The organism is Polymorphospora rubra (assembly GCF_018324255.1).
GTDB classification, from domain to species: domain Bacteria; phylum Actinomycetota; class Actinomycetes; order Mycobacteriales; family Micromonosporaceae; genus Polymorphospora; species Polymorphospora rubra.
The window spans coordinates 3,777,454-3,792,855 of the sequence record NZ_AP023359.1; the positions used below are offsets into that span (position 1 = coordinate 3,777,454).

The window sequence follows — 15,402 nt, forward strand, 5'->3', positions numbered from 1 at the left end:
CGGCCGTGGGAGGCTGTCCCGGTGTCCACGCTGCGTGACCTCGTCGAGGAGCACACCGGCCTGCGGGCGGTCGACATCGACCACCTGCACCGCATCGCCGGCGACTGGCAGCTGCTCTCCGACCTGTCCTTCGCCGACCTGCTGCTCTGGGTGCCGATCGACGAGGACGCCGAGTCGTTCCTGTGTGTCGCCCAGGTCCGACCCACGACCGCGCCCACCGCGTACCTCGACGACCAGGTCGGCCGGATCATCGGTGGCCCCGAGGTCGCCCACCTGACCATCGCCTACAAGCAGGGACGGATCTGGCGGGAGGGCGACCCCGTCTGGTACGGCGACACGCCCGCCCGGCACGAGGCGATCCCGGTCCGGCTGCGCGCCGCCGACGGCGAATCCGGCGAGGTGATCGCGGTCATCGGGCGGGACACCAACCTGTCCACCGCCCGCACCCCGAGCCAGCTCGAGCTGAACTACCTCACCACCGCCGACGACCTCGCCCAGATGGTCGCCGACGGCACCTTCCCGCCGCCGCGCCGGCCCGGCGAGACCACGTCGGCGCCCCGGGTCGGCGACGGCCTGGTCCGGCTCGACGCCAGCGGCAAGGTCACCTACGCCAGCCCCAACGCCCAGTCCGCGTACCGCCGGCTCGGGTTCGCGTCGCACCTGGTCGGCGAGGACCTGGCGGTGCTCAGCGGCCGGCTCGCCGACGACCCGCTGGAGGGCACCGAGGCGGCGAACCGGGTGCTGGCCGCGCTCGGCGGCGAGGCGCCGAGCCGGCAGGAGATCGACGCCCGGGGCGCCACGGTGCTCACCCGGGCCCTGCCGCTGATGCCCGCCGGGGTGCCGATCGGCGCGCTGGTCCTGGTCCGCGACATCACCGAGGTACGCCGGCGCGACCGGGCCCTGATCACCAAGGACGCCACCATCCGGGAGATCCACCACCGGGTGAAGAACAACCTGCAGACGGTTGCCGCCCTGCTGCGTCTGCAGGCCCGGCGGGTCGGCATCCCGGCGGCGAAGGCGGCGCTGGAGGAGTCCGTCCGCCGGGTCGCGTCGATCGCGATCGTCCACGAGACGCTGTCGATGTCCACGGACGAAGAGGTGGAGTTCGACCAGATCATCGACCGGATCGCGGTGGCGGCGGCAGAGGTGGCGACCACCGAGACGTCGATTCGGATGCGCCGGGAGGGCACCTTCGGGGTGCTGCCGGCCGAGATCGCCACCTCACTGGCGATGGTGCTCAACGAGTTGCTGCTCAACGCGGTCGAGCACGGTTTCCCGCCGCCCGGCGAGGAACCGCCGGCCGCGACGCCTGCCGAGGTGGTGGTCTCGGCCTACCGGTTCCGCAAGCAGTTGCACGTGACGGTGGCCGACAGCGGCCGTGGCCTGCCCGCCGACTTCGACGCCGAGCGGGGCGGCCGGCTCGGCCTGCAGATCGTCCGTGCCCTGGCCACCGGCGAGCTGCGCGGCACCATCGAGTTGCGCAACCGTGCCGAGGGCGGCACCGAGGCGATCCTGGTCGTCCCGCTGACCAAACGCTGACCGCCGGCCCGTCCAAGATCCGCATGATCAGGGAGTACGTCGGGCGTGTCGTCGGCGTGGCGCCGCGCAGACTCCCTGATCACGACGATCTTGCGGCGGCCGCCGGCCGGGGGTGGGGGTCAGCGGGCGGGGGGGACCAGGAGGGTGATCGTCAGGCCGTCGACGGTCCAGATCCGCTCGACGGTGAAGCCGGCCCGCAACGCACCCGCCTTCGGCTCCGGTACCGCCGCGAGGGGATCGGCGCCGTGTTCGCCGGACAGCAGCAGCCACACCCGGCCCGCCGGCGCCAGGCAGGCGGCCGGGTCCGGGCATTCGTCGGCCCACAGACTGCCGGCGCGCACCGGGTCGCGGACCGCGAGCAGGTCGTCCGGCCGCCCCGCGCGCAGGTGGTAGGCGAGTGCGAGGTCCAGGAACCGCCAGCCGTCGCGCGGCGAGTAGACGATGCCGTCCCCGGCCCGGGCGCCCGCGTCGACGATCCGCGCCGCGCCGGCGTAGTCGACCGGCCGCGACCGCGGCCACTCGTGGGTCCGGCGGACGCCGGCCTGTTCCGGCCCGCCGAGTACGGCGACCACCGCGACCACCGACAGCGCGGCCCGCAGCCGGACGGTGACCAGGGCGGTCGCCGCGAGCAGACCGGCGAACGGCACGGTGAAGACCAGGTAGCGGGGCACCCACAGCGGGGTCACCAGCCCGGCGACGAACAGCCCGGCGGCCGGTAGCAGCACGCACGCCCCGAGCACCAGCGCCCATCCCCGCCGCCCGAGCCGGTCGGGCCGGTCGGGGTGGTCACCGGCCCCACCGGCCGGGGCGGTGTCGGTCGGCGTGGGCGGGGCGGTGCCGTCGCCGGTCCCCGGCCGGGTGAGCAGCCCGGCGAACCCCAGGGCGGCCAGCACGGCCAGTGCGCCGCCGACCGCCGCCGCGCCGGTCACCCCACCCGGGAAGCGGACCAGTTCGCCGAGGTCGGGCCGGCCCACCCAGGCGAGCTGCCGCTGGTGCTGACCGCCACCGAGCAGCACCAGCGGGGTGATCGCCACCGCCGCCGGCAGCAGGGCCACCGGCCAGCGCAGCAGCCGCCGGTCACGGGTTCGCCGCAGGGCGAGCAGGACGGCGACGGCGTGGCCGGCGAGCAGCGTCAACGCGACGAGGTGGCAGAGGCCGAGCCCGGTCACCGCGAGCCCGTACGCGAGCCAGCGCCGCCAGGTGGGTCGGTCGAGGGCGCGGGTCAGCAGCAGGGTGGTCAGCAGGGCCAGCATGGTGACGAGCGCGTACGGACGGGCCTCCTGCCCGTACCGGGAGGTGCTGGGCGCGACGGCGAAGAGCAGCCCGGCGAGCAGTCCGGCGCGGGGTCCGAAAAGGCGGCTCCCGAGGACCGCGGTCAGCCCGGCGGCGGTGGCCATGGCCAGCGCGGACGGCAGCCGCAGTGCGGTGGGGGAGTCGCCGAAGACGGCCGTCCAGAAGTGCATGAGCAGGTAGTACGGTGTCGCGCTGGCGTCGACGGTCCGCGCCATCCGGAGCAGGTCGGGCAGGTCGCGGGTGGCGGCGCTCCAGGTGGCCAGCTCGTCGCGCCAGGGTTGCGGCCGGCCGATCTGGACCAGGGTCACCGCGAGCGTCGCCAGGGCCGGCCACCACCATGCCGTACGGCCCGGAGAGGATCGAACAGGTGACGTGATCCGACGAAACAAAATACGCCCTACAAGGCATTGGTCCCGATTAGTCGGCTATTTCCTGCCTGTTGTGAAGCCTCCCACAGCCGGACCGTCATGTGGGATCGAAACCGCACTCTCTGGCTGGTGGGACGCTGGTGTGGCAGCATGGTCGTCATGACCGACGCTGTCGACCGCCGTCTCGTGGCCCGCCGCCACGTGGACTACGGCCGCGTCCGCAGCGCCATCTGTCCGGCCCACTGACCCCGCCCGACAACTCTCTCTCGGGCGCGCACCGCGCCGGCTCCCGACACCGACGTCGCAAGGCCCCGGATTCCACGGGGCGGCCGTCCGCACACCGCGTCCACCGCAGAGCAACCCAAGCAGGAGGACGCCGCGATGGCGGTCAGCAGCACCTCGCCCCGCCCCCCGGCCCGGGCGGCCCGCAAGCCACGTGGTGAGGGCCAGTGGGCGGTCGGCCACCGCGAGCCGCTCAACCCGAACGAGCGTACGAAGAAGGACGACAACCCGCTCAACGTACGGGCCCGGATCGAGAACATCTACGCCCACCAGGGCTTCGCCTCGATCGACCCGCAGGACCTGCGCGGTCGGTTCCGCTGGTGGGGTCTCTACACCCAGCGTAAGGCCGGCATCGACGGCGGTCGCACCGCCGTGCTGGAGCCGCACGAGCTGGACGACGAATACTTCATGTTGCGGGTCCGTATCGACGGTGGTCAGCTCAACCTGGCCCAGTTGCGGGTCATCGCGGACATCTCGCAGGAGTTCGCCCGGGACACCGCCGACATCACCGACCGGCAGAACATCCAGCTGCACTGGATCCGGGTCGAGGACATGCCGGAGATCTGGCGGCGGCTCGAAGCCGTCGGCCTGCAGACCACCGAGGCGTGTGGCGACTGTCCGCGCATCGTGCTCGGCAGCCCGGTCGCCGGAGTCTCCGCCGACGAGGTGGTCGACCCCACCCCGGCCATCGACGAGATCGTCGAGCGGTACGTCGGCGACCCCGCCTTCTCCAACCTGCCGCGCAAGTTCAAGTCGTCGATCTCCTGGCTGGCCGACACACCGTACGAGGTCAACGACATCTCGTTCGTCGGTGTCGACCACCCCGAGCACGGCCCCGGCTTCGACCTCTGGGTCGGCGGGGGACTGAGCACCAACCCGATGCTCGCCCAGCGGCTCGGCGTCTGGGTGCCGCTCGGCGAGGTGCCCGACGTCTGGGTCGGCGTCGTGTCGATCTTCCGCGACTACGGCTACCGCCGGCTGCGGCACCGGGCCCGGCTGAAGTTCCTGGTCGCCGACTGGGGCGTGGAGAAGTTCCGCGAGATCCTGGAGAAGGAATACCTCGGCCGGACCCTGCTCGACGGGCCGGCGCCCGACCTGCCCGGCAAGCCGGTCGACCACATCGGGGTGCACGCGCAGAACGACGGCCGGTCGTACGTCGGCGCCGCGCCGGTCGTCGGCCGGGTCTCCGGAGCGCAGCTCAGCCGGCTCGCCGACGTGGTGGCAGCTGCCGGCAGCGACCGGGTACGGCTGACGCCGTACCAGAAGCTCCTGGTCCTCGATGTCGAGCCGGACCGGGTCGAACCGCTGGTGACCGCGTTGCGGGGGATCGGGCTGGAGGCCCGCCCGTCGGCGTGGCGGCGCGGCACGATGGCCTGCACCGGCATCGAGTACTGCAAGCTCGCGATCGTCGAGACCAAGGCACGCGGCGCCGAGCTGGTGGCCCGGCTGGAGGAGCGGCTGCGCGAGTTCGACGCCGACATCTCGATCCACATCAACGGCTGCCCGAACGCCTGCGCCCGCACCCAGGTCGCCGACATCGGCCTGAAGGGCCAACTGGTGGTCGGCCCGGACGGCCAACAGGTCGAGGGCTACCAGGTGCACCTGGGCGGCGGCCTCGGGATGGCGCAGGGGCAGACCGCCGGGTTCGGCCGCAAGCTGCGCGGCCTCAAGACCACCGCCGAGGAACTTCCCGAGTACGTCGAGCGGCTGGCCCGCCGCTACCTGGCCGGCCGGACCGAAGGCGAGTCGTTCGCCGACTGGGTCGTCCGCGTCGACGAGGAGGAACTGCGGTGAGCGAGGTGGATAACCGTGAGTGAGCGCAGCGAGCGAACCAACAGGCTCCGCGTCGGACACGGCGGCGCCGAGCGGAGCGAGGTGACGCCGTGAGTGAGCGGGCGGCGCCGCTGTACTGCCCCTATTGCGGTGAAGAGGACCTGCGGCCCAACGAGGAGTCGCACGGCGCCTGGGAGTGCCACGCCTGCGCCCGGGTCTTCACCGTGAAGTTCAACGGCCTGCTCGCGAAGGGGGTGACCCGATGAAGCCGGTTTCCGCCACGGACCTCGGCCTGGTCAGTCTTGCCGGACCGGTCGCACCGACGCGCCGGCGTCCGGAGGAGTTGAAGGCGCTCGCCGAGACGGCGGCCCGCGAACTGGAGGGCGCCCCGGCCGAGGAGATCGCCCGCTGGGCGGCGGAGGAGTTCGGCGAGCGGTTCTGCGTCACCAGTTCGATGGCCGACGCGGTGCTCGCCCACCTGGTGTCGCGGGTCGCGCCCGGCGTGGACGTGGTTTTCCTCGACACCGGGCTGCATTTCCCGGAGACGCTGAAGGTCCGGGACACGGTCGCCCGTACCCTGCCGGTCAACGTGCGGTCGATCCGGGCCCGGATGACCGTCGGTCAGCAGGACGGCGAGTACGGGCCGCGGCTGTTCTCGAAGGCGCCCGACGAGTGCTGCGCGCTGCGCAAGGTGGAGCCACTGGAGCGGGCGCTTTCCGACTACGACGCCTGGGCCGCCGGGCTGCGCCGGGACGAGTCGCCGACCCGGGCCAACACGCCGGTGGTGACCTTCGACGCCCGGCGCGGCCGGGTGAAGGTGAACCCGATCGCGGCCTGGACGCAGGCGGACGTCGACGCATACATCTCGCGGTGGAACGTGCCGGTGAACGAGTTGTTCCGGCAGGGCTACACCTCGATCGGCTGCTGGCCGTGCACCCGGCGTACGAAGGCCGGCGAGGATCCCCGAGCGGGCCGCTGGGCGATGTTCGAGAAGACCGAGTGTGGTCTCCACACCTGACCGTTCCGGTGGCCGTGGCGGCGCGCTGACGGCGTCGCCGGTCGACCCCGTGGTCCTGGTCGCCCACGGCAGTCGTGACCCCCGGGCGGCGGCCGCCACCCGTGCGTTGGCGCGGGCGGTCGAGGTCGCCGATCCGGCGGTGACCGTCCATCCCGCATACCTGGACCACACCGCGCCCCGTCCGGCGGACGTCCTGCACGCCCTGGCGGCCGCCGGGCACACCGGGGCCACCCTGGTGCCGCTGCTGCTCACCGCCGCCTACCACGGCCGGGTCGACATTCCGGCGGCGGTGGCCGACGCGTACGCGGACGGGCTGCGGATCCCGGTCCGGGTGTCGACGGTGCTCGGGCCGGCCGGCGGCATCGTCGATCCCGGTCTGCTGGGCGGGCTGGCACGGCGGCTGGCCGCCGCCGGCGCGGGTTTCGACGCCGTGGTGCTCGCCGCGGCGGGGACCCGGGACGCGGCGGCCCGGGCCACCGTCGACCTGGCGGCAGCCGCGTTCGGCGCCGCGCTGGGGCTGCCCTGCGTGGCCGCGTACGCGTCCGCGGCGCCGCCTGCGGTCGGTACGGCGGTCGCGCGGCTCCGGGCGCGGGGCGCGCGGCGGGTCGGGGTGGCGGCGTACTTTCTCGCTCCCGGCCGGTTGTACGCCGAGGCGGCCGCGGCGGCGCGGTCGGCGGGGGCGGTAGGCGTCGCCGAGCCGCTGGAGGGCGCTCCGGAAATCGCCCGGCTGGTCCTCGACCGGGTCGAGCTGGCCGGAAAATCTCCGGTTTCGCTACTTGCTGCCTGACTGCCCGTATCCCTTGCGGTCACCGAGTGAATAGTCGGCATTCGATGGGTGAGTGATCCACCGACGGTTCACATTCGGCGAGACGCACCGCTGCGTAGTTAAAGGTGTACGGAACTCATATACAGCGAAACGCCCCGGGAGTGTTTCCCGGGGCGTTTCCTGTGAAGCTGGTTGGTCAGGCAGAGTGAGCGCGCAGGACCCGAAGGCCGCCGCGGCGCTTAACGGCGCGCCGCTCTTCCTCGCTCATTCCGCCCCAGACGCCGGCGTCCTGACCCGATTCGAGCGCCCACTTGAGGCACTCGTCGGTCGCGGGGCAGCGCCGACAGACGGCTTTGGCCTGCTCCACCTGCAGCAGAGCGGGGCCGGACGTCCCGATCGGGAAGAACAGCTCCGGGTCCTCATCGCGGCAGGCAGCATGGTGGCGCCAGTCCATGGCGGCAACACTCCTCATTCTTGATCGGTGGTGATAAACACGCTGATCTTTATTCCCTATATTGCATCCGCACGGCTGGAACGCAACGGAGTGCATCCGTCGGATCAGCAGTGCGTGAGCAGGCTATGAAACCTCTGGGAGATCGATCGGTGCGCGTCCCAATGGGCGCGTCCGCGCAACATCCCGGTAACTCAGTTCGCTTGTGAATGCTTTCACGAACTCTGGCGATGTCAAGGGTGGCGCTCAGAAAAAATCTAAACGGGTGAGCAAGCTCACGACCCCTTTGTCCGGTTTCCAGCGCTTGCCGTCGCCCGGTGTCCCACAGCCACTAGTCAATGTAGTACAGTCCGCCCGACATTGCAGGCATATCAGGCAGGTGTCTCGCCGTACTCTTCTGGACCCGGTCGCACACCCCTTACCCGGGTCTCAGCAGATTACTCGCAGCGCGTCCGTCACAGCCGTGAACCGAACCTTCTCCCGCTCGCCGAGGTAGTCGCCGTCGAGCTGGAACGCCTGGGGCCGCTCCGACACGAGGGTGAACTCGGCCAGGTCGTGCAACCGCAACACGTGCTTGCCGTGCGGTCCGGCGTCGCGGGTGATGAACTGCGCCATCGTCAACGCCGTGGTCGGCACCCGGAGGCGGCCCAGCGCCAGCACGTCGAGTCCGAGATCGAAGGACGCGTCCGGATTCGGGTTCACCGGCCGGTCACCGAGGTACGTCCACGGCGCGGTGTTCTGGATGATGGCAGTCGCCAACTCCGTCACGTCCTCCTCGCCCGGCCGCTCCAGGGTCATCGCCGGGTGCCGCCGGTCGGACGCCAGGAAGTAGCGGTTGAGGATCGAGCGCATGTAGAGCCCGGGCGTGGACACCCGACCGCGCCGGCGAGCCCCCTCGACCCGCCGGATCACCTCGGCATCCAGCCCGAACCCCGCGCAGAAGGTGAAGTATCGGTCGTCGGCCAGCCCCAGCCCGATCGTGCGGTAGCGGCCCAGCCGCAGTCCCTCCAGGATCATGCTGGTGCCCTCCGCCCACCCCTTCGGCAGCCCGAGGGCCCGGGCGAAGACGTTCGTCGACCCACCGGGTACGACCGCCAGCGCCGGCAACCGTGCCGCCGGCGGCTGCGCCGGGTCGACGGTGGGCGGCGCGGCGGTCATCAGACCGTTCACGGTCTCGTTCACCGTGCCGTCACCGCCCAGCGCCACCACCAGGTCGATGCCCTGCTCGGCCGCCTCCCGGGCGAGCGCCACCGCGTGGCCGCGCCGTCGGGTGTAACGCACCGTGAGGTCGACCTCGGTGCTGAGCGCCCGGACGAGCACGTCACGGCCGCGTTCGCTGGTCGTGGTGGCTTTCGGGTTCACCACCAGGAGGGCCTGCATTCCCGGGACTGTACCGCGCACCGGCGCGGGTATCGTGGCGCCGTGACGACCTCGGACTCGGACCAGGCGGCCCCGTCACCGCTGCGCTGGGCCGTACGGCTGCTGATCGGTGAGGCGGTCGCGCTCGGCCTGGTCGCGGCCTACCTCGTCTGGCAGGACCTGACCGCCACCGCCAACGACCTCGCGACAGCGTTGCTGCTGACCGGCTTCGCCATCGCCGGCGCGCTGGCCCTCTGGGCGCTCGCGGTGGCGCTGCGCCGGCGGCGGGCCGGCGCGCGGGCCCCGGCGATCGTGCTCCAGCTCATGCTGCTGCCGATCGGCTACTACATGATCCAGGGCGGTCTGGGCTGGCTGGGACTACCGCTGATCGCCCTCGGCCTGCTGGTGACCGCGTTGCTGGTGAGCCCGCCGACCACCAGGGCCCTCGGGCTGGGATAGCCGTCAGTGGGCGGTGGCGCGGCGACTGAGCAGCCTGATGGTCGCCTCGGAACCGGAGGTGCTCGCCGAGGCCGACGTGGTCAGCGCCGTCAGCACCTTCCAGGCGAACGACGACTCCGAGGGCAGCCGGGCCTCCGGCACCGTCGGCACGGTGACCTCGACGGTCAGCGCGTCGTCGGTCACCGCGAAGCGACACCGCAGCTCGGTGCCCCGGGGCGCGATCGCCAGGAGCATCGCGCACGCCTCGTCGACGGCGATCCGCAGGTCCTCGATCTCGTCGAGGGCGAACTGCAGCCGGGCGGCGAGCCCGGCGGTAGCCGTACGTAGCACGCCGAGGTAGCCACCGTCGGCGGGCACCGTCAACAGCACGATGTCGTCATCGACCATCGGCTGGACGTCTGTCGTGAGTTGGCCCACCATGCCCTCCCCCGATGGCGGACTCTACCGCCCCGGACGCCCGACGTGCGCGCCGGTGCCGAAAGGGGTGACAAGGTGTTTTGCCGCGGGCCCGGGCCGGGGCCGTACGCCGTTACTCCGGTTCGGTCGGGGGCGGGGTGACCGCCGCGGCGAGGGCGGCGAGCGCCGGACCGGTCAGCCGGTAGGGCACCCACTCCTCCATCGGCCCCGCGCCGATCGCGTGGTAGAAGTCGCGGGCCGGGTTCCAGTTGAGTACCCACCACTCCAGCCGGGCGTAGCCGCGCGCGACGCAGATGCCGGCCAGCGTCGACAGGAGCAGCCGGCCCGCGCCGGTGCCCCGGACCGCCGGCCGTACGTAGAGGTCCTCGAGATAGACGCCGTGCACGCCCTCCCACGTGGAGAAGTTGAGGAACCACAGGGCGTAGCCGACCGGTTCGTCGTCGGTGCCGACCGCCACGTGACCGAACAGTGCCGGCCGGGCGCCGAACAGCGCGGCCGACAGTTGCGCCTCGGTCAGATGACACAGCTCCGGGGCACGTTCGTACTCGGCGAGTTCGTGCACCATCGCGACGACGGCCGGCACGTCACTGGGACGCGCCGGCCGTACCGTCGGGCCGGATGGAACTCCGGTCACGCCTGCTTGGTCTCCCAGAAGATCTTCGCGATCTCGTCGATCTTCTGGAGCAGCTCGTCGGCCTTGGCCAGGTCGGTCGAGCCCTTGGCGCCGGTCGCGCCGGCCAGCTTGGTGGTCTCGTTGAAGAGCTGGTGCAGGTGCGGGTACTTCTCGAAGTGCGGCGCCTTGAAGTAGTCGGTCCACAGCACCCACAGGTGGTGCTTGACGAGCTCGGCGCGCTGCTCCTTGATGATGAGCGCCCGGGTGCGGAACTCCGGGTCCTCGTTCGCCTGGTACTTCTCGACGATGCCCTTGATCGACTCGGCCTCGATGCGGGCCTGGGCCGGGTCGTAGACACCGCACGGCAGGTCGCAGTGCGCGCTGACGACGGTGCGCGGGGTAAGAATGCGTGGAAGTCGCATCAGGACGCCTCCGTGAGATGTTTGCGATGATCCGTGACGACACTACTCCTGGGATCCGTGCCCGGAGGGGCGGAGGTGAAACCTGTGCCGAACCCGTTCGGGCTGTTCGCCGTACTTGTCAGGGGGCCGTCGATGGTGCCGACGTTGCGGCACGGCGACCTGCTGTTGGTGCGTCGCGGCGGCCGGGCGGTCCGGCCTGGTGACATCGTGGTGGCGACCTTCCGGACCCGTCCGGACCTGCTGGTCGTGAAGCGTGCGGTCCGGGCCCAGGACGGGGGCTGGTGGGTACGCGGCGACAACGAGTTGGTGACCGACGACTCCCGTGCGTACGGCGTAGCCGACGTACGTGCCCGGGTGGTGCTGCGCTACTGGCCGAGGCCCGGCTGGCCGCGTTACCGGCCGGTATGACCCTGGTCACAGGCGGCTTCGGGGGCCGACACTATGCTCGGGTGCCGTGAACCGGGTGACCCCCGCGCCGCACCGCCGGCCAGCGCAGACCTAGCACCCGAGCCGGTCGGACCGAACGCTCGACGCCCCAGGAGTCACCATGTCTTCGTCTATTGTGGACCCTTCCGATACCGTCGCCTCCTCGCTGGACGGTGACCCGGTCTTCGACCTGCACCGGGGCGGCAAGATGGTCGTCGCCTCGACCGTGCCGCTCACCAGCCGGGAGGACCTCTCGCTCGCCTACACCCCCGGCGTCGCCCGGGTGTGCGAGGCGATCGCCGCCGACGAGTCGCTCGTCGACGACTACACGTGGGTGTCGCACACGGTCGCGGTGGTCACCGACGGCTCCGCCGTACTCGGTCTGGGCAACATCGGCCCCGGGCGGCGATGCCGGTCATGGAGGGCAAGGCGGTCCTGTTCAAGCAGTTCGGCGGTGTCGACGCGGTGCCGATCTGCCTCGACACCCAGGACGTCGACGAGATCGTGGCGGTGGTGACCGCGCTCGCACCGTCCTTCGGCGGCATCAACCTGGAGGACATCAGCGCCCCCCGGTGCTTCGAGATCGAGCGCCGGCTCGACGAGGCGCTGCCGATCCCGATCTTCCATGACGACCAGCACGGCACCGCGATCGTCGTCCTGGCCGCGCTGCGCAACGCCGCCGCCCTGCTCGACCGCAAGCTCGGCGACCTGCGGGTGGTCATCAGCGGCGCCGGCGCGGCCGGGGTCGCGGTGGCCAAGATGCTGTTCGCCGGCGGGGTCAGCGCCGGCGACACGGTCGTGTGCGACTCCCGCGGGATCATCCACCGCGGCCGTCCCGACCTCGGTGCGACGAAGGCGGAGCTCGCCGAACTCACCAACTCCGCCGGCCGTACCGGTGGCATCGTCGAGGCGCTGGCCGGCGCCGACGTGCTGATCGGGGTGTCCGGCGGCCAGATCGCCGAGGAGGCGGTCGCCGCCATGGCGCCGGGCGGGATCGTCTTCGCCCTGGCCAACCCGACCCCCGAGGTGCACCCGGACGTGGCCGCCCGGCACGCGGCCGTGGTCGCCACGGGTCGCAGCGACTTCCCCAACCAGATCAACAACGTGCTCGCCTTCCCGGGCATCTTCCGGGGCGCGCTCGACGCCCGCGCGACCGCGGTCACCGACGGGATGAAGGTCGCCGCGGCCGACGCGATCGCCGGCGTGGTCGCCGAGGCGCTGAGCGCCGACGCGATCGTGCCCTCGCCGCTCGACCCCCGGGTGGCCCCGGCGGTCGCCGCCGCCGTGGCCGCCGCCGCCCGCCGGGACGGCGTCGCCCGCGCCTGACGGTTTCCGGAACAGGGCCGGCCCGATCGGGCCGGCCCTGTTCCGTCGGAGCCCGGTCCGCCGGACCGCCAAGATCCGCGTGATCAGGGAGTACGTCGCACGACACACCGAAGACACGCCCGACCCGGTCCCTGATCACCGCGATCAAGGAGGCGTGATCTTGAAGGGGGTCGGGGGCGCTGCTAGCGTCCGGACATGCGCGCCGCCTACGCCTCGAAGTTCGACGATGACAATCCGCTCGCGGCCCTGGCCGTCGGTGACCGGCCGGAACCGGTGCCACCCGGCGACGACTGGGTGACCGTCGAGGTGCGGGCCAGCTCGCTCAACCACCACGACCTGTGGTCTTTGCGCGGCGTCGGTCTCGGCGCCGGACAGCTGCCGATGATCCTCGGCTGCGACGCGGCCGGGATCGACGACCGGGGCAACGAGGTGGTCGTCTATCCGGTGGTGCCGACACCGGCGGATCCCCGGGGCATGTCGATCCTGTCCGAGCACCACCAGGGCACGTTCGCCGAGCGGGTGGCGGTGCCGCGCGCGAACCTGGTGCCCAAGCCCGCGGAGCTGTCGTTCGCCGACGCGGCCTGCCTGCCGACCGCCTGGTTGACGGCCTACCGGATGCTCACCACGAAGGGGCGGGTCGACGAGGCCGAGGCGGTGCTCGTGCAGGGCGCCGGCGGTGGCGTCGCGACCGCGGCCGTGGTGCTCGCCCTCGCCCTCGGCAAGCGGGTGTACGCGACCAGCCGCGACGCCGCCAAGCGGGACCGGATCGCCGAGTTGGGGGCGACCGCGCTGGAGCCCGGCGCCCGGCTGCCGGAACGGGTCGGCGTCGTGATCGAGACCGTCGGGGCGGCGACCTTCGACCATTCGCTGAAGTCCGCCGCGGCGGGTGCCCGCATCGTCGTCTCCGGCGCGACCGCCGGCCACGAGCCGAAGGTCAACCTGCGCCGGGTCTTCGCCATGCAGTTGGAGATCCTGGGTACGTCGATGGGCAGCGCGGCCGAGCTGGCGGACCTGCTCGCCCTGTGCCGGGACCGGTCCGTCCGGCCGGTCATCGACAGCGTGCACGGCTTCTCGGCGGTGGAGCAGGCGTTCGCCCGGCTGCACTCCGGTGCCGTCTTCGGCAAGGTCGTGCTCGACCACACCCGTTGACCGACCGTCGACGACCCCCTGGCCGGGGGCCGCCGACCCGCTCGTTCCGCAATCTGTAATCCGGACCTATGTGGCGTTTCAAAACGGACACTAAGGGAGCATAAGAGGCCGGAAAAGAACAAATAAGCCTCGGTAAAGGGTGACCTAAAGAAAACTAAAGGTTCGACAGGCGTCCTTGTCGTTGTGCAACTGACGAACTTCCCGGGCCGGGTAGAGTCGGTCCGTTCGTAACTCTGATCATCGCGAACGATTGTGTTCGAAGGAGTCAGATCTTGAAGTTCTCGGCAGCGCACAGGGGTACCCGGCGAGCGACCCACAGGCGCCCGGAAGGGCCACGGGTGCTCCGCCGTCCGACGCGCACACTGCTGGTCGTCCTGACCACGGCCGGCCTTGCCGTGGCGGGCATCGGGGTGGCCGTGGCCGGTAGTCGCGGTGACTCGGTGACGGTGACCCGCGCCGGCACCGTCATCGACGGCCAGAAGATCAATGGTTATCTGCACATCAAAGCGAACAATGTGACAATCAGGAACGCCACTCTGCGTTACGCCGGCAACCATACGCTGCGCGTATTCAGCGGCTTCACCGGCACGGTCATCGAAGACACCAAGATCTATTGCGAGGCGACCAAGACGAACGGTGTCGTGTTCGGCAACTACACCGCCCGCCGGGTCGACCTTTTCGGCTGCAAGAACGGATTCATGTATTCCGATTCCGCGCCGGCCGTCATCGTGGATTCGACGTGGAACGGCAGGCCCGTCTCGGTCGGCTCCGAGCCCGGCGGCCGGCCCGCCCCGGCGCCGTCGCCGACGCGGTCGACCACCCCGACCCCGTCCCCGACACCGAGCGCGACGACATCGACCGCGCCGGCCCCGAAGCCGACCCGTACCACCGCCTCCGCACCGCCACCCCCGGCGTCCGGCGGCGGCATCCCGGCCTCGTTCCCCGGCCCGCACAACACCGGCGTACCCGGCGGGGTGACCCTGAGGAACTCCGGCGGCATCACCGCCGACAAGGACGGCCAGGTCATCAGCGGTCTCAACATCAACGGTTGCGTCACCGTCACCGCGAAGAACGTGGTCATCCGCAACTCACGGATCACCTGCGGCGGCACGTACTCGATTCGGACGAACGGCGCGAAGAACCTGGTGGTCGAGGACGTCGAGATCAACGGGATGGGCAAGAACTCGGCCGCCGTCTGCTGCGGCGACTACACGCTGCGCCGCGTCGAGATCACCAACGTGATCGACGGGCCACGGCTCGGCAGCAACACCCGGGTCGAGGACTCCTGGATCCACCACCTGACCCGGGTCTCCGGCTCGCACAACGACGTACTCCAGACCACCGGGGCGTCCAACATCGTCGTGCGCGGCAACTCGCTGGAGGCGTACAACCCCAATACGCGGGACCCGTTCAACGCCTGTCTGATGATCGGCTCGACGACCGGGCCGATCGTGTCGAACCTGGTCTTCGAGCAGAACTACTGCAACGGCGGCAACTACTCGATCGGGGTCCGCGAGGACCTCAACGCCGCCAACATCGTCATCCGCAACAACGTCTACGGCCGCGACTTCCGCTACGGCGTGATCGCCCGGACCCAGCAGGCCGGCATCACCTGGGACTCGGCCAGCAACGTCTTCGCCGACAACCGCAGACCCGTCAAGTAGTGGACGCCCTCCCCGGTGGACCGCGGGGCCGTGCGATTTCGCACGGCCCCGCGGCTCGTCCGCGGCACCTACCGGCC

At 71.4% G+C, this 15,402-nt stretch carries 15 protein-coding genes and 1 pseudogene; 10 read left to right on the forward strand and 6 right to left on the reverse strand.

Annotated elements, in window-relative coordinates:
- Nucleotides 1–21 precede the first annotated feature (21 nt).
- Nucleotides 22–1,539 (forward strand): PAS domain-containing sensor histidine kinase, encoded by a 1,518-nt coding sequence (locus Prubr_RS17375; protein ID WP_212826719.1) that lies wholly within the window; start codon nt 22–24, stop codon nt 1,537–1,539.
- A 119-nt stretch (nt 1,540–1,658) separates the two neighbouring features.
- Here Prubr_RS17375 and Prubr_RS17380 read toward each other — a convergent pair whose 3' ends face one another.
- The gene (locus Prubr_RS17380; protein WP_425518026.1) at nt 1,659–3,140 is read right to left on the reverse strand and encodes a glycosyltransferase family 39 protein; all 1,482 of its coding nucleotides are present in this window, start codon (nt 3,138–3,140) and stop codon (nt 1,659–1,661) included.
- Nucleotides 3,141–3,581: 441 nt separating this feature from the next.
- Here Prubr_RS17380 and Prubr_RS17385 point away from each other — a divergent pair, with 441 nt between their 5' ends.
- From Prubr_RS17385 to Prubr_RS17400, 4 genes are all read left to right on the forward strand, one after another.
- Nucleotides 3,582–5,276 (forward strand): nitrite/sulfite reductase, encoded by a 1,695-nt coding sequence (locus tag Prubr_RS17385; protein ID WP_212826721.1) that lies wholly within the window; start codon nt 3,582–3,584, stop codon nt 5,274–5,276.
- Between the two features lie 89 nt (nt 5,277–5,365).
- On the forward strand, nt 5,366–5,521 hold the full coding sequence (locus Prubr_RS17390; RefSeq protein WP_212826722.1) for a hypothetical protein: 156 nt from the start codon (nt 5,366–5,368) through the stop codon (nt 5,519–5,521).
- Nucleotides 5,518–6,273 carry a phosphoadenylyl-sulfate reductase gene (locus tag Prubr_RS17395; protein ID WP_212826724.1) on the forward strand — a complete coding sequence of 252 codons (756 nt, stop codon included), beginning with the start codon at nt 5,518–5,520 and terminating at the stop codon, nt 6,271–6,273. Before Prubr_RS17390 ends, Prubr_RS17395 begins: the two co-directional genes overlap by 4 nt.
- A 25-nt stretch (nt 6,274–6,298) precedes the next feature.
- A complete protein-coding gene (locus Prubr_RS17400) occupies nt 6,299–7,060 on the forward strand; it encodes a sirohydrochlorin chelatase (RefSeq protein ID WP_425518055.1) in 762 nt (253 codons plus the stop codon).
- Nucleotides 7,061–7,235: 175 nt separating this feature from the next.
- On the opposite strand, the gene Prubr_RS17405 is transcribed toward Prubr_RS17400, so the two are convergent.
- Both Prubr_RS17405 and Prubr_RS17410 read right to left on the reverse strand, forming a co-directional pair.
- On the reverse strand, nt 7,236–7,493 hold the full coding sequence (locus Prubr_RS17405; RefSeq protein WP_212826726.1) for a WhiB family transcriptional regulator: 258 nt from the start codon (nt 7,491–7,493) through the stop codon (nt 7,236–7,238).
- A 426-nt stretch (nt 7,494–7,919) separates the two neighbouring features.
- Entirely contained in the window at nt 7,920–8,870 is a 951-nt protein-coding gene (locus tag Prubr_RS17410) for a diacylglycerol/lipid kinase family protein (RefSeq protein ID WP_212826728.1), read from the reverse strand.
- A 42-nt stretch (nt 8,871–8,912) separates the two neighbouring features.
- On the opposite strand from Prubr_RS17410, the gene Prubr_RS17415 reads away from it, so the two are divergent.
- Nucleotides 8,913–9,308 (forward strand): hypothetical protein, encoded by a 396-nt coding sequence (locus tag Prubr_RS17415; RefSeq protein WP_212826730.1) that lies wholly within the window; start codon nt 8,913–8,915, stop codon nt 9,306–9,308.
- Between the two features lie 3 nt (nt 9,309–9,311).
- Here the strand turns inward: Prubr_RS17415 and Prubr_RS17420 are convergent, their stop codons facing one another.
- The 3 genes from Prubr_RS17420 to sodN form a co-directional block, all read right to left on the reverse strand.
- Entirely contained in the window at nt 9,312–9,695 is a 384-nt protein-coding gene (locus tag Prubr_RS17420; protein WP_212826732.1) for an ATP-binding protein, read from the reverse strand.
- A 142-nt stretch (nt 9,696–9,837) separates the two neighbouring features.
- Entirely contained in the window at nt 9,838–10,359 is a 522-nt protein-coding gene (locus Prubr_RS17425; RefSeq protein WP_425518027.1) for a GNAT family N-acetyltransferase, read from the reverse strand.
- A complete protein-coding gene (gene sodN / locus Prubr_RS17430) occupies nt 10,356–10,760 on the reverse strand; it encodes a superoxide dismutase, Ni (protein WP_212826734.1) in 405 nt (134 codons plus the stop codon). The genes Prubr_RS17425 and sodN overlap by 4 nt, the downstream gene beginning before the upstream one ends.
- Nucleotides 10,761–10,844: 84 nt before the next feature.
- Here sodN and Prubr_RS17435 point away from each other — a divergent pair, with 84 nt between their 5' ends.
- The 4 genes and pseudogenes from Prubr_RS17435 (at nt 10,845) to Prubr_RS17450 (ending at nt 15,325) form a co-directional block, all read left to right on the forward strand.
- The gene (locus tag Prubr_RS17435) at nt 10,845–11,168 is read left to right on the forward strand and encodes a S24/S26 family peptidase (protein ID WP_281425926.1); all 324 of its coding nucleotides are present in this window, start codon (nt 10,845–10,847) and stop codon (nt 11,166–11,168) included.
- Nucleotides 11,169–11,307: 139 nt separating this feature from the next.
- A pseudogene (locus tag Prubr_RS17440) lies at nt 11,308–12,512 on the forward strand (NAD(P)-dependent malic enzyme).
- Between the two features lie 195 nt (nt 12,513–12,707).
- Entirely contained in the window at nt 12,708–13,661 is a 954-nt protein-coding gene (locus tag Prubr_RS17445; protein WP_212826736.1) for a zinc-binding dehydrogenase, read from the forward strand.
- Between the two features lie 338 nt (nt 13,662–13,999).
- Nucleotides 14,000–15,325: a hypothetical protein gene (locus Prubr_RS17450; RefSeq protein WP_212826738.1), complete on the forward strand. Its 1,326-nt coding sequence runs from the start codon at nt 14,000–14,002 to the stop codon at nt 15,323–15,325.
- The last annotated feature ends 77 nt before the right edge of the window (nt 15,326–15,402 follow it).